This window comes from Protofrankia sp. Cas3, from assembly GCF_963555955.1.
GTDB lineage: Bacteria > Actinomycetota > Actinomycetes > Frankiales > Frankiaceae > Protofrankia.
This window is the reverse complement of record NZ_CAUVXP010000109.1, coordinates 1-20,823: the sequence shown is the minus strand read 5'-3', so window position 1 is coordinate 20,823 and position 20,823 is coordinate 1. Positions and strand designations below refer to the sequence as shown.

General features: G+C 68.9%; 17 protein-coding genes and 2 pseudogenes. 6 read left to right on the top strand and 13 right to left on the bottom strand.

The annotated features are described in order from the left end of the window. Positions 1-295: pseudogene (locus U9983_RS18765) on the top strand (protein kinase); the annotation flags it as partial. On the opposite strand, the gene U9983_RS18760 reads toward U9983_RS18765, so the two are convergent. Next, complete coding sequence (locus U9983_RS18760) at positions 264-1,100, bottom strand: serine/threonine protein kinase (RefSeq protein ID WP_416211440.1); 837 nt, start codon at positions 1,098-1,100, stop codon at positions 264-266. The pseudogene U9983_RS18765 and the gene U9983_RS18760 overlap by 32 nt on opposite strands. A gap of 338 nt (positions 1,101-1,438) precedes the next feature. Next, on the bottom strand, positions 1,439-1,900 hold the full coding sequence (locus U9983_RS18755) for an RICIN domain-containing protein (RefSeq protein WP_322755284.1): 462 nt from the start codon (positions 1,898-1,900) through the stop codon (positions 1,439-1,441). Between the two features lie 529 nt (positions 1,901-2,429). On the opposite strand from U9983_RS18755, the gene U9983_RS18750 reads away from it, so the two are divergent. After that, positions 2,430-2,567 (top strand): hypothetical protein, encoded by a 138-nt coding sequence (locus U9983_RS18750; RefSeq protein WP_322755283.1) that lies wholly within the window; start codon positions 2,430-2,432, stop codon positions 2,565-2,567. Positions 2,568-2,737: 170 nt separating this feature from the next. Here U9983_RS18750 and U9983_RS18745 read toward each other — a convergent pair whose 3' ends face one another. From U9983_RS18745 to U9983_RS27965, 3 genes and pseudogenes are all read right to left on the bottom strand, one after another. After that, positions 2,738-3,250: a hypothetical protein gene (locus U9983_RS18745; protein ID WP_322755282.1), complete on the bottom strand. Its 513-nt coding sequence runs from the start codon at positions 3,248-3,250 to the stop codon at positions 2,738-2,740. Then, the gene (locus U9983_RS18740; protein WP_322755281.1) at positions 3,247-3,561 is read right to left on the bottom strand and encodes a helix-turn-helix transcriptional regulator; all 315 of its coding nucleotides are present in this window, start codon (positions 3,559-3,561) and stop codon (positions 3,247-3,249) included. Before U9983_RS18740 ends, U9983_RS18745 begins: the two co-directional genes overlap by 4 nt. Before the next feature lie 133 nt (positions 3,562-3,694). Continuing rightward, positions 3,695-3,892: pseudogene (locus U9983_RS27965) on the bottom strand (type II toxin-antitoxin system RelE/ParE family toxin); the annotation flags it as partial. Between the two features lie 454 nt (positions 3,893-4,346). On the opposite strand from U9983_RS27965, the gene U9983_RS18735 reads away from it, so the two are divergent. Continuing rightward, entirely contained in the window at positions 4,347-5,201 is an 855-nt protein-coding gene (locus tag U9983_RS18735; protein ID WP_322755280.1) for an RNA-binding domain-containing protein, read from the top strand. 261 nt (positions 5,202-5,462) lie between these two features. After that, complete coding sequence (locus tag U9983_RS18730; RefSeq protein WP_322755279.1) at positions 5,463-6,710, top strand: IS110 family transposase; 1,248 nt, start codon at positions 5,463-5,465, stop codon at positions 6,708-6,710. 150 nt (positions 6,711-6,860) lie between these two features. On the opposite strand, the gene U9983_RS18725 is transcribed toward U9983_RS18730, so the two are convergent. From U9983_RS18725 to U9983_RS18695, 7 genes are all read right to left on the bottom strand, one after another. Continuing rightward, the gene (locus tag U9983_RS18725; RefSeq protein ID WP_322755278.1) at positions 6,861-8,153 is read right to left on the bottom strand and encodes a type II toxin-antitoxin system HipA family toxin; all 1,293 of its coding nucleotides are present in this window, start codon (positions 8,151-8,153) and stop codon (positions 6,861-6,863) included. Next, positions 8,153-8,422, bottom strand: coding sequence for a helix-turn-helix domain-containing protein (locus U9983_RS18720; RefSeq protein WP_322755277.1), 270 nt, complete (start codon positions 8,420-8,422; stop codon positions 8,153-8,155). Before U9983_RS18720 ends, U9983_RS18725 begins: the two co-directional genes overlap by 1 nt. An 807-nt stretch (positions 8,423-9,229) precedes the next feature. Beyond that, positions 9,230-9,601 (bottom strand): DUF86 domain-containing protein, encoded by a 372-nt coding sequence (locus U9983_RS18715; RefSeq protein WP_322755276.1) that lies wholly within the window; start codon positions 9,599-9,601, stop codon positions 9,230-9,232. Further along, a complete protein-coding gene (locus tag U9983_RS18710) occupies positions 9,591-9,881 on the bottom strand; it encodes a nucleotidyltransferase family protein (protein ID WP_322755275.1) in 291 nt (96 codons plus the stop codon). The genes U9983_RS18715 and U9983_RS18710 overlap by 11 nt, the downstream gene beginning before the upstream one ends. Positions 9,882-10,100: 219 nt before the next feature. Beyond that, positions 10,101-11,171: a DUF4037 domain-containing protein gene (locus U9983_RS18705; RefSeq protein ID WP_416211441.1), complete on the bottom strand. Its 1,071-nt coding sequence runs from the start codon at positions 11,169-11,171 to the stop codon at positions 10,101-10,103. 29 nt (positions 11,172-11,200) lie between these two features. Further along, the gene (locus U9983_RS18700; protein WP_322755273.1) at positions 11,201-11,401 is read right to left on the bottom strand and encodes a hypothetical protein; all 201 of its coding nucleotides are present in this window, start codon (positions 11,399-11,401) and stop codon (positions 11,201-11,203) included. A gap of 7 nt (positions 11,402-11,408) precedes the next feature. Beyond that, positions 11,409-11,549, bottom strand: a complete 141-nt coding sequence (locus tag U9983_RS18695; RefSeq protein ID WP_322755272.1) for a hypothetical protein — start codon at positions 11,547-11,549, stop codon at positions 11,409-11,411. Between the two features lie 1,017 nt (positions 11,550-12,566). On the opposite strand from U9983_RS18695, the gene U9983_RS18690 reads away from it, so the two are divergent. Beyond that, complete coding sequence (locus tag U9983_RS18690; protein ID WP_322755271.1) at positions 12,567-15,575, top strand: DUF4474 domain-containing protein; 3,009 nt, start codon at positions 12,567-12,569, stop codon at positions 15,573-15,575. Positions 15,576-15,609: 34 nt separating this feature from the next. Here U9983_RS18690 and U9983_RS18685 read toward each other — a convergent pair whose 3' ends face one another. Continuing rightward, entirely contained in the window at positions 15,610-16,404 is a 795-nt protein-coding gene (locus tag U9983_RS18685; RefSeq protein ID WP_322755270.1) for a helix-turn-helix transcriptional regulator, read from the bottom strand. Positions 16,405-16,582: 178 nt separating this feature from the next. Between U9983_RS18685 and U9983_RS18680 the strand changes: the two genes are divergently transcribed. Next, positions 16,583-20,823, top strand: a 4,241-nt coding sequence (locus U9983_RS18680) for a SpvB/TcaC N-terminal domain-containing protein (RefSeq protein WP_322755269.1), incomplete at its 3' end; no start/stop codon positions are given.

The window sequence follows — 20,823 nt, the reverse complement described above, 5'->3', positions numbered from 1 at the left end:
TCGTTGGACACCACAGGTGCTTCAATACTACCTCCCGCCCGGTCAGCGCAGCGTGACGCCCAAGCCGCCGTTCTCGCCGGAGGAATCGATCCCCGCCGTAGGGCGCTATCTATGCGTTCTCGCCCCACAACTCGAAGAGGTTCCGGGCACTCCCGAGCTTCTGCTGGCGGCTGCCTACCGGTCCTCCGCGGACAGCGTCCGCAATGCGGGAGGGATCCCCGCTCGTTGGGTGAAATACACCGAGCGGGTGGCCCAGAACCTAGTCAGGTACCGACCGCGAGGCCAGACGGGCTGACCCGGAGCGATGGCGAGGCGATCGCGCGCTGGACAAGTGCGGCGGGCAAGCCTTGGTCAAGCAGCGCGACGTGCTCGACGCGCACGAGGTCAAAACGCAGCGCGAGGGACACCAACGCCGCTCGCTGCCAGTCCGCCCGAGCACCGGGGACGTCGGCTGAAGGTCTGCGGATCCTAAGCTTGGTGCGGGCGAGGTAGTCGATGTGGAAGCCCACGGCGCTGCGGCTGAGATCGCCGCAGTCGGGGTGCTTTGCCAGCCGGCGGACGACATCAGGTACTGACGGGATGACCGCCGACGCGCCATCGCGAAGCCGAGGTTCGCACAACGCCACGAGAACCAGGAAGTACTTGGCGGTCTGGTCGAGTGGATAGGCCGAGGTCGTCGCATCCGGTCCGGCCGGCGCGATGGGCGACTGGTCGAGGTATGTGTGCTGATGCGCGAAGACAAGGAAACTGACCCGGGTAACACCCGCTGGAAGGACGACACGAGAAAACTCGAACGGCACCGGCATGTCCAGCCGTCGTGGCGCGACCTTGACAAACTCGCCGCCACCCTCGGGATTCTCGACCACGTAGGTTCGGTCGGGCGAGAGGTTGCTGATTGTCCAGAAGTCCTCGGTCGCCCGGACGCGGCCGGCCGTTCGGGACACGCCTGGGTGGCTGAGTTCGATGTCCACAGGATGACCTCGCCCGCCCCGCCCGAATATCGCTTCCTCGCCCGATCCGAGTTCGCGTACCAGGGGTGACGGGGCTAATACATGATTGGCCGTCGGGTCTTGGGGAACCTGTACCAGGACCGTGTTCACACCGACTCCTTAGCCATGGCACTGGAAGATGATCGCACATCAGTGTGTCACGGCGGCAGCCGTGGCGGGACGGGATCCGGGGCCACCTGGCCTGGTTTCACCCCGCATCCCGGCGGTGACCCCCGCCTACCGGCGGCCGCCGCTCTAATCGATCACATGACATCGAGTCCATTAGCCCAGGGCCTTTCAGTAGGCCTGATCGCGAGAGCGCGCTGCGGAAATGGAAGTTTCCCTCTACCTGGACGATGGTCTTGTCTAAGGACCATCGTCCAGGCGAGGGGGTACCCGCAGGGTGAAGCGTAACTTCCTCGCGTCCTCGTTCCAAGCAGCCCGCTCGGCTACATGTGGTTGTACCAGCTCTGGTTCTTGCCGCTGTTGCACTCCCATGTGCGGAGGCCGCCGTCTAAGGTCTGGTCAAGGCAATGGCCGGTGGCCTGGTTCTGGAATCTGCGGGTCTTGTCGGCCCAGTACACGACCCACCAGCTCTGGTTTTCGCTGCTGTTGCACGCCTCTGATGAGATGCTGCCGATACTGAAGCTGTCGTTTATGCAACGTCCGGTGCCGACGTTCCCCAGGCGGACTGTGCCGTCCCCCCACGGGTGAACGACCCAGCGTTGATCGTCGGACCCGTAACAGGTATCTGCCACTAAGCCGCGGATGTTGCTATCGAGGAGGCACTGGCCGGTGCCCTGGTTCCGGTAGACGTAGACAGAATCTGCGGCCTGCGCTGCCGGCGCCGCGACCAGCACTCCCGCCGCAAGGACCACCATCCCGAGCAGTAACCCGATCGTCCGTCTCATGCCGTCGATCCCTCCTCCGTGCATATGACCCTCCTACGGACCCGGCGTCACGCCAACCGTGGCACCCTGAGGTCAGAACATCGCGTTCGACCGGCCTTGCTTCCATCGGTCGAGCGCCCCGTCAAGAGGATCCTGGCCGGTAGGTCCCGTGAGCGGAACCTGGAAGGTCCCAGGGTCGGCGCTCGGCAGGTCCGTCTTTCAGCGCGGCGGGATAGCGGGGCTACCGGCAGTTTGTCGAGGACGGCATATCCGCAGGCCGCCCCGCCGAGATTGATCAACAGTGTTTATGTCACCCATCGCGTTGATGCCTGCGTGGCGGTGGCGAGCGCCTCGACCACCGCCTTCACGTAGCGCTGGGGCGGGTCCGCCGTAGCCGTACGAGACCAGGCCCGTTGGGTCCAGCCAGTGGGAAGCGAGCCGGCCTGCGCCGGCGAGCTCGACGACCAGGACCGCGCCCCCGTCGGTGCAGGCCTGGTCGTCGGCCGTCTCGCCCACCTCGACCAATACACCGACAGAAGCCCGCCTAGACGTGCGGCGCGATCTGGTGGTCGAGGTCTGCGATGAGCCGTTCCAGCCAGTCACCGGGGCGGTTGTCGTCGATGCCGGTGTAGGTGGCTTCGAGGTCGATGCAGTCGGCGCGGTCGGACAGGATCGTCCGGTCGCATAGCTGTCTCCCTCATGGAGCGGCGATGATCCCAACCAGCCGGCGGACGAGCGGAGCCAAGGGAGGTGGTGCACGGATAATGATCATTTGGCGACAGCTGATGGACGCGCTCAGGCGTGGGTCCAAAACACCTCACTGGCGCGGAGAGGACGATGGCATTTTCGGCGACGCGGCTATCCGTCGATCTCCAGGCCTGGGATGGTCGCCTCGGAGGGTGGCCAACCTGGGACCGGGAGGCGCCGTGCAGTTGCCGCGATCAGCCAGTCATCCCCGTCCAGGTGCGTCACAAAGGAGTGCCCCGGGATCTTGCGACCGCCCTGCGTTCCGATGTACGTCGAGGACGTCAGGACGACGAGCTCCATATTCGCGCCGACGAGCGTCGTCCACCGAAGCAGGCCGACGCCCTTGCTCAGCCCTCGGTAGACGTACCGCCAGTGATCTACGAAGGCTGCGAGCATCTCGTCAAACTGCTTGTTGTCCGAGTCGTAGGCGGCTAGGTCTTCGGCGAGGTCGTCGTCGGCCTGGCGACCATTGACGTCCCAGACCCAGCCCTGGGCCAGTGCCAAGCGCAACGGATCGTCAAGCACCGTCCACAGGCAACGACCAGGCTTGTCGTTGTAGAGCTCGGTGATCCAGTCAGCGACAGTCTCATATCCGCCGGGGAAGTCTGGTTCGGTACCAATCATGCGTCGACGAGCTCGACAGTGCCGTCCACGACCTCAAAATGGAACGTAAGGCCCGTCGCCCGGCTCAACTTCGCAAGTGTCTCGAACGAAGGCTGGTGCTCGGCTTGCTCCAAGCGGGAGATCGCAGGCTGGGCAATGCCGACCAGCGCCGCCAACTCGCGCTGGGATAGGCCCTTACGGGTGCGGAAGTTGACGACCCGGTTGGCGACCTCGCGGGCGAACGCCGCACCGTCCCACACCCGGCGAAACTCCTCGTCGCCGCGCTGCTCGTCGATCACCTGGTCGAGTGGCTTGAGGTCTGAAAGCTTCATTTGTCCTCCTCCAGGTTGTCAAGGCGTCGCACGGCGATGGCGATGGCCCGCCGGAAGCCAGCCGGGTCAGCTTCGGCCTCCGGTCCAACCGCACCGATGACGAGGATCTGCCGATCTGTCGGTAGAACGCCCGCCAAGGGCTGCGGCCCTGCCGCGGTCGAAGCTCTCGAAGGTGGCGTGCGGCCCTGATGTCACTGGTATGCGGGTAGCCCAACGTCGGACCGATGGCTCGTAGTTTGTCGAAAGCTGTGACGATCGCTGCCCGCTCCGTCGCGGGGATCTTGCCCAGCTCGGCATCTGCGGCGGGATGGATCAATACCTGCCAGACCACCCGCCCACGATAACATGCGTGTTATCGGTTCGCACCCTTCCCGGCTCTGGGAAGGGTGCCTGGGCACGCCGCAGGCATGCTCTGCCCGACACTCACCGCTGATCGGACACCCCCACTCCCGGCTGTTCGCGTCGCCGTCCACGACGAGTGGCTTCCTGCACATGGCGCATGTGTTGTGCGCCCGAGCCCAGAGCACCTTTCGGTCATGGTCGCTGATCGCTATAACGAAGATCTTGCACCGCTACGGCAGGGCCTTGGCTCGTGTCCCGGCGGACAGTCTGAACGAGCCGAAGGCGGCGGTGAGCCCGGCTGCCGCTGCTGGCCCCCTACCGGCGGGTCTATCGGGAGGTTGGCTGCCTTCACCGGGCGCGCGCCGAGAATGTGCTCCAAGGGCAGCACAACACCAACACGTGATCTTCGGGTGACCTGGGACGGTTGACGTCAGGCTCGCGACGTGGTCATCGTCGACGATGGCAGCCGGCATGTGCGCGGTGTAGCCGAGCCGTTGGATCTGGAGGAGCGGCTGGCGAACGTGATCAGCGATCAGATCGCCCCGCGCCTGGTACCCGAGATCGAGATCATTCCCTGGCGCGGCACGCATGTCGTGGCGGTTGAGGTCTTCCCGAGTCCCACCCGGCCGCACTACCTCGCCAGCGCGGGTCTCGACGCCGGGGTATATGTGCGGGTCGGTTCCACCAACCGCCGCGCCGATCCCGATCTCGTCGAGGAGCTACGGCGCTACGCGCGCGGCGAGGCCTACGACGAGCAGCCGTTGCCGGAACTGGACGCGGAAGCGGTGGACTTCCGAGCTGCTTCCGAGTCGTTCGCACCGGTCCGGAAGCTGCGCCGGGTTGACCTGGAGACGCTGCGGCTGCTCACGGTCCACCAAGGACGCACCGTCCCGACCGTCGGCGGAGTGCTGCTGTTCGGACACGACAGGGCGCAACTATTTCCTGACGCCTGGATTCAAGCCGGGCGTTTCGCCGGCACCGACAAGAGCCGGCTTCTGGACCAGACCGAGATCCGGTCACACCTGCCCCAGGCGACCGAAGATGCTATCGGCTTCATCCAGAAGCACAGTCTGCACGGAGTGGAGATCGGCGCCGTCCGCCACGCCGACCGGTGGAGCATCCCGCCGGTCGCGGTGCGAGAGGCTGTCATCAACGCGGTCGCCCACGCCGACTACCGCCAGCGCGGCGCGCCGATACGGGTGGCCATCTTCGACGACCGGCTGGAAGTCGAGAGCCCGGGCCTGCTGCCGTTCGGCCTCACCCTCCGCTTCGAGCCCATCGCAGCGGCTTGCCCATGACCGGGTGCACGTTATTTTCGTGTCAGGAACTGGGGCCGCTGCGCTGGGCCGCCGTGGTGGCGGGAAAATCGGGGCTGCGGCCGTCCGGGACGCCGGTGTGACTGTGATGCCACCCGAGCTCGGGAGTCAGGATGGCGCGGGGACCACCGATAGGCGTTGTTGATTGTTGCTTCGAGTACGCGGGTTAGACTTTTTTGAGTCCTGTGGTCCCTCCGGTCGGCCACGCCTGGCGGTGTGTCTGGAGGATTCGGAGGAACCCCGGTGGAACTGCTGCACGACCGGTGCGCCGCGCTGGACATCGGTAAGAAGGACCTCAAGGCGTGCGTGCGCACGCCGAACCCGGGCCGGGGCCGGTCGCGTAGACAGGAGACCCGCACGTTCGCGACGACGACCAATGCCCTGCTGGAACTGCGGGACTGGCTGGTGACCGAGAAGGTCACCCTGGTGGTCATGGAGGCCACGGGCGACTACTGGCGCGGGGCGTTCTACCTGCTGGAGGACTGCCTGCCGGTGATCCTCGTCAACGCCGCCCACGCCAAGGGCCTGCCTGGGCGCAAGACCGACGTGTCCGACGCGGCCTGGCTGTGTCAGCTCGGCGAGTGCGGCCTGCTCAAAGCGTCGTTCGTGCCACCGGAGCCGATCCGCCACCTGCGTGACCTCACCCGCTACCGCACGACGCTGACCGCCGACCGGACCCGGGAGGCCCAGCGGCTGGAGAAGGAGCTCGAGGACGCCGGGATCAAGCTGTCCTCGGTGGCCACCGACATTCTCGGGGTGTCCGGGCGGGCGATGCTCGCCGCGCTGATCAACGGCGAACGCGATCCCGACGCGCTGGCTGGCTTGGCGAAGGCCCGGATGCGATCCAAGATCCCCCAGCTGGTGCAGGCGCTGACCGGCAGCTTCTCCGAGCACCACGCGTTCCTGTGCCGACTGCACCTGGAACGCATCGACCAGCTCACCGAGGCCATCGCCGAGCTGTCGACGCGGATCGGGGAGGAGATGCGCCCTTTTGCCCGCCAACTTGAGCAGCTCGCGACCGTCCCCGGCGTCGGGCGGACCGTCGCCGAGGTCATCATCGCCGAGACCGGCGCCGACATGACCCGCTTCCCCACCGCCGGGCACCTGGCCTCCTGGGCCGGCGTCTGCCCCGGCCACCACGAGTCCGCCGGTAAACGCAAATCCGGGAAGACCCGCCACGGCAACCACTGGCTCGGCGGCGCCCTCGGCACCGCCGCCATGGCCGCCGCCCGCACCCGCGACACCACCTACCTCGGCGCCCGCTACCGCCGGCTCGCCCCACGGCTCGGCAAGAAGAAGGCCCTCGTCGCGATCGAGCACTCCATCCTCACCGCCGTCTGGCACATGCTGCGCAACGACACCGACTACCACGACCTCGGCGGCGACTACTTCGCCCGCCGCGACCCCGAACGCGCCCTACGCCGCCTCACCCACCAGGCCAACACCCTCGGCTACACCGTCCGCTTCGACCCCATCCCCGAGGCCGCGTGAGCCAAGCACCGCCGTCACCTCACGTTATTTTTCGGGTCAGACCCGAGTGCTATGCCAGCTGACCACCTCGCCGCGGCGTCGTCAGAGCGGGTTCCATATGGCGCTCGATGTCCGCACCGCCGTGACCGGTAAGCCGGACACCGGGTGGCGTCAGCGTTCCGTCGGGTCGTCGAGGCGTTCCGCCAGCTGACGGGTGTGTCGGGCGATGCGGTCGATTGAGCGCCTCCGTACCTCCTCGGCCTCGGGCGTACCGACCTTCGTGAGCGCGTCGGAGAACGCGTCCGGGAAGTGCCCGGCCATTTCCCTGGCGGTTGTGCGGTACTGCTCGGCAGGGATACCGAGGAGAGCGGCCGCGCGGTCCCAGTGCCTGCCGAGCACCTGTCCGAACTTCCGCCGGCCGCCAATCCCGACAGCGACCTCGCGCAGGCCCGGGTCGCCGTCGTAGGGCAGGCTGGTGGCCAGGTCGTAGAGCGGGGCGACCTTGATCTCGTTGGGGAGCAGCAGGAGGGACACGTTTTTCGCGTGGCCGTCGGGCGCGCCGGCGATGTAGTTGATGGCGGCGAAGTCGCCGAGGGCGGCCAGGCCGTCGGCGGCGTGGCCGTGTGAGTTCTGCTCGACGATCCGGGCGAGGTCGGTGAGTCCGGGGCCGCCGTGCGCTTCGTACTTCTTCGACGGGAGCCGTCCGCTGGCGGAGCAGAAGTCCTCCTGATGGAGGCGTAGGACGCCGCCGTCGTCGAGGATGACGCGGTCGTAGCGCTCGATGACGATCGCCGGCTCGCCGTCGCCGAAACGGGTGAACTCGGTCTGGGCGACGTCGAGCCCGAGCGCGCTGGCCGCGCGCATCGTGGCGTGCTCGACGAGGGACTGGTGGTGGAGGCGCCCGATACCTGGCTTGATGATGTGGGTTGTCGCCGCCGAGCCGTGCGCCTCGTGCCAGCCGGTGGGCAGGTTCGCGAGCGCGAACTTCGACTGCTGGCCGGGAAGCGACCAGTGCTCGTCGGGCAGGCTCCAGGAGGCCGCGTCCCCGGTGCGCAGGGCGCTGAGCCGCTTCGCGATGTCCTGATCGGTGACGGGCCGCGTTTCCTGGGCACGGGAGAGCATCTCGTCGAGCACGCCGGGCTCGCAGAACTGCACCGCGCCGGGGCAGTCCCAACCCATCTGGGCGAGGAGCGCCAAGGTGTCATCGGGCTCGACGCCCAGCGCGGCCCCCCAACGCTGCCGCGTCCGGGGGTCTTCGGGCAGTACGCCCTCGAGGAAGGCACGGACGCTCTTACCTCGGTAGGTCGTCCCGCTCAGTGGTATCCGTACACCCAGGGGAGTACTGGGTCTGGCCGCGAGGTATGCCGGTTCGTAGGTGAACTCGGGCTCGGCGGCGGCGCCGCGCTGCGCGATCCGGCCGACGACGACGCCGTAGAGGACCACCAGCAGGCTGCGTGCGGCCATCAGCGCTTCGCCCGTGCGGCGAGCGCGGCGAGCACCGCGGCCTCGGCCTCGGTGACCGTACGTTGGGCCAGGTCCAGGCTCAGGCCCAGGGCGCTGAGCAGCCGGAAGAGGGGTTCGATGCTCGCCGTCGGGTGGCCGGTCTCGAAGCGGGTCAGCCAGGCGCGGGAGACCCCTGCCTGGGCGGCGAGGTCCTCCTGGGACAGGCCCCGCTTCTTGCGGGCCTCGCGTACCTCCGCGCCGAGCTGACGGGCATTGGTGATGTTGGCCATGGCGGCATCCTGTCCACGCTCGTAGGCGTCCCGATTTGCCTTCGTTCGTAGACAGTACTGGTTGCCTACGTTCGTAGGCAACCAGTACTGTCTACGAACGTGGACGGTTCACGCTGACCGGCGATGCGCATCAATGCCGGACCTTGACCGTGAACAACGCCTGATCGCCGATCGCGGTGATCCGCTCCTGCTGTCCTTCGCCGGCGGCGAGGCGCTCGGTCACGAGCGGGCCCTGTCAAGAGCCCGCCGCGGCGGGTCGTGTGGGCGCAGCACGCCGCCGACCAAGACCGATCTCGGCGCCAGCACCCTGGTGCCACAGCTGGCCGAGCGATGCGGCCTGATCACTCAGTGGTTCGATGCGGTCCCGGTTCGCGCAATGCCCGCAGGGCACCCGCATGACTCGGAAGGATCCTTCTCGCGAACCCACAGGTCATGGCGATGAGGAGTCATCATCCCACCAACCCATCGGACTACCAGGTGGACCCTGTGTACCAGCATCCGAACCGTTCGATCTTGATCGTCGGCCCTGAAATCACCATCCGGCCGGTCGCCACACGCGCCCTGAACAGGGGCGATGCTCGGTGACCGCGCCGACCGGAACATCGTCTACCCAGTAGAACAAGCGTTCCGAACACCTGGCGGTTCCGGGCACTTCCGGGCCGCCTGGTGACCGTAATCGTTGGGCATCGTGGTCGCGTCGACCTTCCTATTCCGCCTCGGAATGTGCTTGTGCTCAGGCCGCGGTCGCGCCGCCGAGGGGCTGACGGTCAGTACTGTACGTCCGCGCCCAGGGCGATGTGCCCGTGGTCAGTGCGGCTGGTCGAGTTGGCTGGCGACGAGCGGGAACTCTGCCTTCAGGAGCACCATCAGTTGCTCCTGGAGCTCGCGCAGCGCGGTCGTGGCGATTCGCCACACAATCGACCAGTCGACCTCGAAGTACGCGTGAACGGCGATGTTGCGGAAGCCTGTGACGGACCGCCACGGCACGTCCGGCCAGCGCGCGCGGATCTCGGGCGAGACTCGCCCGGCCGCCTCGCCGATCACCAGGAGCTTTTGCAGAACGGCGCTCTGGATCAGGTCGCTCGCCAGGAACGCGGTCTCGTCGACGTCCCGGACGAACGCCGTCGCGGCGACTGCCGCTTCGATCATATCGACGAGGTACAGCTCATCACGCCGCATAGAGGACCCTAGCCTCCGCGAGCACCCGGTCGCGGATGACCCATTTCAGCCGAGACTTGGGAACCAGGTCGACGTGACGACCGAGGATCTTTTCGAGATCATCTCGGAGATCGACGATCTCAAAACCAAGCTTCGAGTCGGGCGCCAGCACGTACAGCAGGTCGACGTCCGAGGAGTCGGTGTCGTCGCCGCGAGCCACCGAGCCGAAGACGGACAACTCGGCGACGCCGTAGCGCCGGCACACCTCGGCGATCCGGCTGTCACGAAGGTCGACGGTCACATGGCCATTATCGCCTCCAGACAGCCACGACCGCACGGCTCGGGCACCGCCTCACGCGCGACGCCTGCCGGCGTCCTGCGTGCCGCGCGGACCACCACCCAGCCGCGACCCGAAGCGTCGCGAAGCAGCCCGACGCACGAGGTGCATCTGGTCATGCGTCCCAGTCGTCGGCGCCGCCGAGTTGCTCGATCCACCCCGCGGACAGCTTGCCGCGAAGATTCACGCCCGGAGCCCAAGCATGGGGGCATAGTCGCGGCGCCGGCTCGGTCGGGTGAGGATCTCGACGCTGTCGAGGGCCTGGTCGATCGCGCCGGGCAGATGCCCGAGCGGGCCGTCGGGTCGGTGTCCGAGCCGGGTGAGGAGGGCTCGCAGCCGCGGATCCATGATCGCATCGGTCAGCGCGCGGGTGAGGCGTTCAGCCCCGAGCACCTGGATGTCTCGGGAATGAAAGCGGCGCGGCGCGGGGTCGACAGGCTCGGCCAGACCAAGCCGGTTCGTGGCGGCGGCGAAATGACTGGCCGCGGCGCACAGCGCTGCTTCGCGTTCCCGCCACTGCGCCGCGCTGAGCGCGTTGCGGAGGTGCCGACCGACCTGGTCCGCGAGGGTCAACTGCCCGAACGCGGTCATGAGCCATTTGCTGTAGGGGGCCCAGCGGCGTTCGAGGAGGAATCCGATCCGGACGAGGTCGCGGGCAACCCGGGCTGCAAGTATGCGCGAGCCGAGGTCGTCGCCGCGGCAGCCGGTCCGACCGACGAACGGTTCTTCCTGGCTGACACGCAGCCAGCCGGCTGCCAGGACGTACCGCCAGACATCGTCTGGGTACCAGGCCAGCGCCCGGCGCCGCGCGGTGAGCAGATCGAAGGGGTCGTGCAGGACCACGCCGCCCGTGAGACTGGCCAGGATCTGGGTCGGGGCCAGCAACCAGTCCGCCAGATCCATCCCGCAGGCGGGGTCGACGCCGAGCCGGTCGACGAAGAACGCCTCCGCAGTGGTCACCTCCACCTGGTGGTGTGGCCGGCCGCCGTGTCGATCGCTATCGGGGTAGACGACCGGGAAATCGTCGAACCGCGCTGGCAGCCGCTCCAGAGCGACGTCAATCGGCGTGGTGTCGAGACCTGGCGGTAGGAACAGCTGCACGCGGGGGCCGAAATCGTGGTCCGTGGAGACCTCGTCGTCGAAGCCGAGGACCTCGGACCCCTCACCGAGCAACGCGGCAGCGTGGGGCACGTCCGCGACCAGCGGCCGAACCGCCCGCTCGTAGAACCGTCGAGAAAGATCGCGACCGGGCACGGCTCCGCGATCCTCCTCAAGGCATCCTGTCACGCACCAGGCGTCTCATCGTCCCCGCTGCCGCCACGTCTGCGCACCCGGTTTTTCGCCAGCCGTCGGGCCGTCTGAGCCAGTGGCGGTCTCCAGATTCCGCCGCACGAGCAGGCCCCGATCCCCAGTACGTCGTCGAGCAGCCGCCGCACACGCCCGATCTCCTCGACGGTGCAGTCGATCAGAACCGTGACCTCCACGTCACGCTTACCCGGGATCCGCCCTCACGAGGAACCCCACCACGCCAGCACCGACGGCACTGCCGCAGAAGACGTCCACGCCGTCACCGTCCGCGGCCACGGTGCCCCCCAGGTAGCCGTAGTCGACGGGGTACACGGCCTCCGGCACCCGCGGGTGCCTGCTGCCGGCCGGGCGGTCCCCACCAGCCGCGAGGTAGCCGCCAGCTCGTCGAGGTTGCCGAACAGCCGTGCACGGGACGTGTCAACCATGATCTCCGCCGAATCGGGGACGTCCACCAAGGAGACCACGGAAATGAAGTGGTCCAGGGCGATGGGCATCGTCCTGCCGCCTCCGCTCCCTTCGTCCCTGCCCAGGCGCCCGGCAAACAGGTTGCCCTGCACGTTATTGGTGCTGGCCCAGCGGCTTACTGTGGCTACCGCGGGTGTCCTCCGAAGTCGCCACCGCTCAGTACCTCGGCGGACGGTTCGCATGGTCGCAACATGGTCGTCCAGCCGGGGCTCGAACCAGCTGTCGACGCCCTGACCAGCACCGTTCCATGGGGCTGGATCTCAAGCGATAGATCGCGAACCGCATTCGCCCAGGTCAACGGCATGATCAGAGAAAGGGTGAACCCTGTGTACCAGCATCCGAACCGATTGATCTTGGTAGTTGGCCCTGAAATCACTGTCCGGCCGGTCGCTACTCGGGCCCTGGCCAGGGACGATGCCCGGTGACCGCGCCTACCGAAACATCATCGACCGAACCGATCAGGCATTCCGCAGGCCTGGCAGTTCCGGACGCTTCGACCCGTCTCGTGACGGTGATCGTCGGCGTCGTGGTCGGGCTGAGGTTCTGCTTCGGTTGCCCCGGGGGCCTCTACGTATTTCTTCGTATCGCCGAGGGGCCCAGGTCGCGACATTCTCGTCGTGGGATGGACCGGTGGGCATCTGACCGCGCCCCTTCGGCCAGGGAATGGTCGTGGCGCGGCTCTGGATGCGGCCGGAACGCGAGCATCCGAGCAGTGAACAGTGCCGCGACGGAATGGTTGGGTCTATGTGGTGTCCTTGCTCGCCTCGTATGAGCGCCTGCTGCCCGGCCGCATCGGGATCGGCGCCAATTCCAGCGAGGCCCGTCGACCACGGCGGACCGACTCCGCCGGGATCGACCTCGGCGGTGGTTGGCGGCGTGACGCCCGGGAGCGCGGCGCCGGTCGACGCCGAGTGGTGGTGCGCCCCGACGGCGCCGGAGCAGCCCGCCGCGGGTGGGACGGTTGTCATCAGCGACGTCCATCTCGGCAATGGCGCGCGGACCTGCTGGTACCAGCCCAAGGTCCACGATAGGTACCTGTCCGCGCTCCTCGACTACGTCATCGCGCATGCCGGCGGGCACGTCTCGCGGCTGGTGATCCTCGGTGACCTCTTCGACTTCTGGACCTACCCGCCCGACCGGCGGCCACCGACGCTAGAAGAGATCATCGCCGCGAATCGCGCGATCCTCGGGCCGGGCGGGAAACTCGGGCAGGCCGTCGCCAAGCTCCGTGGGAACGCGCTGTACATCCGCGGGAACCACGACATCGCGATCACGCAGGAAGATCTTGCCCTGGCGGCCGGCGACCCACGGCTGCGGCTCGCCGAGGACATCGTGGTCGATGGCAGCGGAATCCTGCTGACGCACGGCCATCACTTCACCATGTTCAACGCGCCCGATCCACGCTATCCCGGCGAGGTCCCCGTCGGTCACTTCGTGGCCCGCGCGATCGCGCACCTTCTTGAGACCACGCTGGAGCCTGGGAAGACCGCGGCGGATCTCTCGGATCAGGGGTCGCCGTACGGCTTCAGCCTCTCAAGCTTCGCGGCGTCCCTGTATCCGCGACTGGCTGACGCGTCCGTGACGGACCTTGTACTCGACTACTTCGCGCAACGCTGCGGGCTCGGCGCCGACGCGCCCATCATCATGGCGAACGGCTCCACGACCACGATCAACGAAGCCAAGCGGAAGTATGACGGCCTCTGGGACGAGTGGGTCGAGCGGTCGGGCGGCGGCGAGGTGGGAACGGTGGTTGCCACGAAGGCGGCGTACGCGGACTACGACGGCACCTACATGGCGTGGTTCGCTCAGAAGTACGGGTGGCAGCGCGGCGCGATCGGGGCGGTGACCGGCCACACCCATGTGCCGCGTGAGGGCATCCTGAACTCGGCGTTCCGATATGTGAACAGTGGTTTCGAGTGCCCCTCGGAGCCCGACACCGAGAATGGCAGACCAACCGGTGGCTTTACCTTCGGCATGATCGGCGCCGATGGCGGGCTCTCGGTCTGGTGCGTCGTCAAGCGCGGCGACGCCTACTGCGTCGGCCCCTTTAGCCCGAAAACTCCCGATCGGCTGGTCCCGTCGGCGCTCAGCGACTACTCCTGCTACGTGAGCATCACGAACGCCGCCGAGGCGGCGCTCGAACGGGTCGAGGGAAGGGCCGACCACGGCTACTACGTCGTGGAGCCGCCGGCGACCATCGCCCCCGGGCAGACCGCCCGCTTCTGGCTACAGGACTTCCTCGGTCCCAACGGCGCGGAGGGCGGCGCCGTCTACACCTCCGCCGCCGACGGCGCCCGATTCGATTTCGCGTACGGCTGCCCGACGATCCTCAGCCCGAACTATGCGCGAGGTGGCACGTCGTTCGTCGCAAACTCTGGTAGCCCCCCGGACGCGACGACGCCGAAGAACAGTGTCCCGGCGCCCTGGCATCCGCTGTACGTCGACTTCCAGGTGGGTGGTGACCCCGGCGTCCCGGAATGGACCCCGCGCAGCCTGCTCGCCCAGGCCGTGGTGGCCGCCGGATTCTGGTACGACCCGAGACAGGACATCATCTTCTCCCGCATGGACCCACTGCAGCGGCAGTTCGGGTATGCGTACGGCTATGACGCCGCGGCGCTCGCGATGAACTCCGTCATCGACTGTGAGCCGATCTTCTTCGACTACGCGGGCAAGACCTGGATGATCGAGCTCTGGAAAGGGCAGTACGGGCTGGAGACCGGCTGCGAGATCGGCGTCTACAACCGGCCGATCGGCTCCTCGTCGCCGCTGTACAGCCTGCTCGACGCGACCGTCGGCAAGCGCCCGAACGACCCCACGCCGCGACACAACCAGTTCTTCGACTGCGCCCGCGACAGCGAGCTGCTCCGCATGTCCTCCACGCTCTATCGCAACGGCACCGCGCTGTTCAGCCGCGGCCCGGAGCGGCACTGGTGGCTTACCGGCTTCAAGTGGGGAGTCCTTTCCGACCCGGCCGAGCTCGCCATGGACGTGTTCATCGAGTGCTTCGACGCGACGATGACGTCGGCCTTGACCGCGGCGCTCGCCCGCATGGGCTACCAGAACGTCACGACGAACGACAACGAGGTCAGCTTCAGATTCGATGCCCCGAAGACCCCGCAGCCCCGTGACCTGGTGCCAGCGGCCGTGTCCGTGGTGCGTTCGGAGAACCAGGCCATCGTCACGGCCTACCAGAGCCTCGGGCTGACCAGCAACGACCCGAACGCGGTCGGCGACCAGGCAGCGGCCGTCATCGGGCGCGCCTTCGCGATCTACGCGGAGGAGTTCTTCGTCGGCGTGGTCGCGAACCTCGCCAATCTCGTCGGGATAGCCGTCCAGGATCTGATCAGTACCTTGACGAACGACCTCAGCCTCGCCGTCGACGAGGTCTCCCAGTTCGTTACCGACGCGGGCTACACCTTCACGTCGTGGGTGAACGGGATCGGCAGCGTCATCACCGCGGCGCTCGACTTCTCATGTGTCGTGGAGATCAGTAATCGCGGCGGCCCCTACGAGCTCGTCCGTGACGACTTCGGTAGCTATGTCGGTTCCTGGGCGCTCGAGCCACCGAAGCTGATCGGCGCCGGCGGTATCGGGCGTTGCTGGCTGAAGGATCCCAAGCCGAGCGCGAGCGGCTCCTCCGGCTGGGTGCGGTACGCCTACGTGGACACCGGCGGGACACGACGGACCGTCACGTTCACCGTCAGCGACCCTACCGGCCCCTTCGACCCGAACACCGCGAGCCGATCGTCCGGGGAGTTCAACTTCTACACCAAGTCGGGGAGCGTCGACGCGCCCTGGAAAGGCCCCAACGCGGTAGCTACCAGTGGCCATCCTTTCTTCGTAGTGTTCGTCTGGGGAGCCGGGCCGCCTCCCCATGATGTCTGACCCGTCGGCGTCGGTCGCGCCGGCCGACCCGTGGCTATTCTTGAGGGACTACCGGCGCGAGTTTGAGGCGCTGGGCCGCGAGCACGGCATTCACCCGGTCGTGGACGCCCAGCTTGCGATAGATGTTCTCCTGGTGCTTGAGGACGGTGCGGACAGAGATTCCGAGCCGGCTGGCGATGCGTGCCGGGCTCAGCCCGTCGACGAGCAGCGCGAGCACGACCGACTCGCGGACCGTCAGTCCCGCCTCGGCAGCGCTCGGCCGGGGGTCGGCCGTCGGCAGAACGGTGAGCGCGAGGTCGCGCCGCAGTCGGTCGACCTCGCGGACGTGCCGCTCGATCGCAATGAGCAGCGGTTGCAGGCGGCTCAGATAGCTTCGCTCGCGCTCGTTGAACTCCCGGCCGGTGCGCACGGCACCCAGGTAGTGCAGCTCGTTGCCGGGGCGCCGCAGGGGGACCAGCACCTGCGCGAACGCGCCCTCGAAGCGCTCCCGCGAGACCGCGTGCTCGGCCGACGTCCGCCACTCGTCGTCGGCGACGTCGTCGAGGGTCCGGGGCGTGAGATCCGACGTGGTCGCGAACGTGCGAACCAGCGGATGAATGGCCACCTCGGGCGGCGTCCATGGAATCGTTCCGGTCCAGACCCCTTCGTTCAGCAATTGCGATCGGGTGACGCCGACCGGCCAGCGGACCTCAAAGCGGCCAGCGAGCCGGGTGCCCAGCGTGCGTGCTAATTCTTCGCAGGCTGTGGGCCACAGGGCTTGCGGATTGTCCAATGCCGAGACGGTCAGGTCCAGCAGCCGGCCGAGGCTGGCTCGCGACGATACCCCCACGGCAACGAGTGTGACAGCGGCGTATGATCTTTTCTACGGCTTTCCGCGTACCCATGGGGAGTGCGCTTGACCAGAAACAGCAGCCAGCCCGGTGACGCTGCGCGTTCCGTCCCGCCGTCATGTGATCACGGCTCCCGCGCGGCCTGGCTATGTGCTGGCCAGGTACAGGGGAGACCACATGCGTGAGCATGAACCGGTCCGGGGGCGCGCGGTCAGGGCCGGGAATCCTGCCTCCGCCGGCCTGGGGGGTCTCCTAGCCCGGGACGCTGAGCAGTCGATGGCGGCGTCACCGCCAGCGGCGCCCGACGTGTCCCTGCCCAAGGGCGGCGGGGCTGTGCGCGGCATCGGCGAGAAGTTCGCGGCCAACCCGGCGACGGGGACAGGCTCGCTGACCATCCCCCTGCCGACGACCCAGGGACGGTCCGGTTTCGGGCCGTCCCTGGCGCTGGCCTACGACTCCGGGGGCGGGCACGGACCGTTCGGCCTGGGCTGGAGCATCGGCCTGCCGGCGGTGACCCGCAAGACCGACAAGGGCCTGCCGACCTACGACGACGCGACCGAGTCCGACGTGTTCATCCTATCGGGCGCGGAGGACCTCGTCCCCGTGCTCGGCGCCGACGGGCAACCGCGCCGCCACCCGCGCACCGTCGGCGGGACGACCTACGAAGTCACGCGCTATCGGCCACGCGTCGAAGGGCTGTACGCCCGGATCGAACGATGGACCCAGGCCGCAACCGGCCGGACCCACTGGCGCTCGATCAGCCGGGACAACATCACCACCGTCTACGGGTGGGACGGCGAGTCCCAGATCGCCGACCGTCCCGACCGGCCCGACGAACCAGACCCCGAGCGGCGGGTGTTCAGCTGGCTGATCAGCGAGTCCTACGACGCGCTCGGGAACGCGATCGTCTACCGCTACACAGCGGAGAACGACGCGGGAGTCGACCTGGCCGCGGGGCACGAGCTGCACCGGCCGCCGGCCGCGCGCACCGCCAACCGCCACCTGTCGTCCGTCCGCTACGGAAACAAGGTCAGCCGGCTGGCCGACCCGGCGCCCCCCCGGGACGCCGACGACGGCTGGCATTTCGAGCTGGTCTTCGACTACGGCGAACACACGCCGCCGCCGGAGCCCGGGCCGGAGCCCGAGCCCGGCCAGGTGTGGCCGACCCCGGCCGCAACGCCCGGTCGGACTTGGCCCTGCCGCAACGACCCGTCGTCCAGTTACCGGGCCGGGTTCGAGGTCCGCGGCTACCGGCTGTGCCAGCGGATCCTGATGTTCCATCATTGTCCCGCCGAGCCGGACGTCGGCGCCGACTGCCTGGTGCGGTCGCTGACGCTGGCCTACCGCGACGACCGGGGCGACGGCACCGACGGCCATCGCGGCGGCCCAGCCGGCGCCTTCCTGGAGTCGGTGACGCTGACCGGCTATCGCCGTACCGGCGGCGCGCCCGGCCCGACCAGCTACGCGTCGATGTCCCTGCCGCCGCTGGAGCTCACCTACAGCGTGGCGACGCCCGGATCGACCGTGGCCGAGCTGGACCCGGCCAGCCTGGAGAACCTCCCGACCGGAATCGACCTCGACCCGTACCAGTGGGCGGACCTCGACGGCGAGTCGATCTCCGGGGTGCTCAGCGAGCAGGCCGGCGCCTGGTTCTACAAGCCCAACCTCGGCGACGGCCGGTTCGGACCGATCCGGACGCTCACCACCAGCCCGTCGTCGTCTCTGGCCCAGGGCCAGGCGCGGCTGCTCGACCTGGCCGGCGACGGCCAGCTCGACCTCGTCGCGTTCACCGGTCCGCTGCCCGGCTTCTTCGAACGCGCCAACCCGCTCACCGACCCGGAGGCCCCCCCGGCCGGGGCGGGCGACGGATGGCGGCCGTTTCGGCCGTTCCGCTCGCTGCCGGCGCTGAACTGGGCCAACCCCGACCTGCGCTTCATCGATCTCAACGGCGACGGGCACGCGGACGTGCTCGTCGTAGGCGACGACGACTGGACCTGGTATCCGTCGCTCGGCGCGGACGGCTTCGGCCCGGGCCGGCGGCTGCCGGTCGCCCGGGACGAGGACGCCGGCCCCCGCCTCGTCCACTCCGACCGGCACACGGCGATCATGCAGGCTGACATGTCCGGGGACGGCCTGGCCGACCTGGTCCGGATCCGCAACGGCGAGGTCCGCTACTGGCCCAGCCTCGGCCACGGGCGCTTCGGCACGCCGGTGGTGATGGACGACTCGCCCTGGTTCGACCGCCCGGAGCTGTTCGACCCGGCCCGGCTGCGGCTGGCGGACGTGGACGGCACCGGCCCGGCTGACCTGGTCTACCTGGGCGGCGACGCCGTCACGCTCTACCTCAACCAGATGGGCAACGGCTGGGCGCCGCCACGACCGCTATCCGCGTTCCCGCCGGTCGACGACGTCGCGTCGGTGTCGGTTGTCGACCTGCTCGGCCACGGAACGAGCTGCCTCGTCTGGTCCTCACCGCTGCCGGGGGCCGCGGGCCGGCAGGTCCGCTACGTCGACCTGATGAGCGAGAAGCCGAACCTGCTCGTTCGCGTCGTGAACAACCTCGGCGCCGAGACGTCGGTCAGCTACGCGCCGTCGACCCGGTTCTACCTGGCGGACCGGGCGGCCGGCGCCCCGTGGGTGACCCGGCTGCCGTTCCCCGTCCACGTCGTCGAGAAGCTGGAGACCCTCGACCGGGTCAGCCGGAACCGGTATGTCACCCGATACAGCTACCATCACGGCTACTTCGACGGCGTCGAACGCGAGTTCCGCGGCTTCGGCCGCGTCGAGCAGATCGACACCGACCAGATCGGGGCGCTGGGCGACGGAGCGGCGCCGGCCGCCGCGAACGAGGATGCCGGCCGGCTGCCGCCGGTGCGGACGGTCAGCTGGTTCCACACCGGCGCCGCCGCCGGCGGCGGGCGGATCTCCGCCCTGTTCGCCCACGAGTATTTCGGAGCCCGGGAGTCGCCCGCGCGGGCCGACGGCGGGCCGGCGGCGTGGCTGCTCAACGACACCCCGCCGCCCGAGCGGCGGGTGGGACCGGGGGCCGGCCGGCTGGTGCCCGGGTCCGGCGCGTCAGCGCCGCCGGAGACCTGTCGGGAGGCGTGCCGAGCGTTGAAAGGGCGGTCGCTGCGCCAGGAGGTGTACGCCCTCGACGGCTCCGACCGGGAGGGACGGCCGTATGCGGTCACCGAGCACAACTACACGGTCGAGGTGCTGGCCGACCCCGACCGGGCGACCGGCCGGTTCGGTGTCTTCGCTGTTCACCCGCGGGAGACGTTGACCGTCACCTGCGAGCGCGACCCGGACAACGCGCGTCTGGCCCACGAGGTCGTGCTGGACGTCGATCCGTACGGCACCGTCACCCACGCGGTGTCTCTCGCCTACGGCCGGGCGGCGTCGGACCCCGCGCTGCCCGCCCGGACCCAGGCCACGCAGGCCCGGGCGCTGGTGGCCGAGACCCGAACGTCCCTCACCGCTGCCGTCAGCACCGAGAACGACGACGGTCCCGGCGGCGCGGCCACCGAGCCGGACGCGTACCGCGTTCCGGTGTCCTACGACGTCGTGACCTCCCAGGTGTCCGGCCCGGGCTTCGACGACGCGACGGCGCGCCTCGCCCGGACCTGGCTGACGGACGCGCTGGCGGGCGCGCCTGCCGACGACGGCGGTGGCGTGCCCCCGGCCGGCGTTACGCGGACGCTGGTCGGCCGGTCGCTGACCCGGTTCGCCGCCGACCGGCTCGACGGGCCGCTGCCCTGGGGGACCAACCAGGCCCGCGGCCTGACCCACGAGAGCTACCGGCTCGCGTTGAGCGCCGACAACGTGACCGGCGGTCTCGGCGGACGGGCGGACGCGGCGATGCTGCGCGGCGCCGGGTACGTCCAGCTCGCCGACGCCCCGGCGAGTCCGGTACCGCCAGAGGCGATGCCCGACGCCTGGTGGGCACCGTCGGGAACCGTGCGCTACACGCCCGCAGCCATCGGCGACGCCCCGGGCGCCGTGCTTGCCTACGCCCGAGCGCGTTTCTTCCGGCCGCGCCGGTTCGTCGACCCGTTTGCCGCCGCCGCGGCCGCCGTCGGCGGGCCCGGCGCGCTCTACTCGACCGAGGTCGGCTACGACGACTACGACCTGGTCCCGGTTTCGGTCGTCGACCCGGTCGGCAACGTCGTCACCGCCGGCCCGCGCGACGTGGCCGGCGCGATCGTGGGCCGGCCGCGCGTCGACTACCGGATGCTGACCCCGACCCTGCTCACCGATCCGAATGGCAACCAGACGGCTGTCGCGCTCGACGCGCTCGGCCGGGTCGCCGCCACCGCCGTGCGCGGCCAGGACGGCGGCCCCGACGCCACCGGCGACGATCTCGGCGCGATCGCGGCGGCACCGGAGCTGGCCGCGGCGACGGTCGAGGCGTTCTGGGC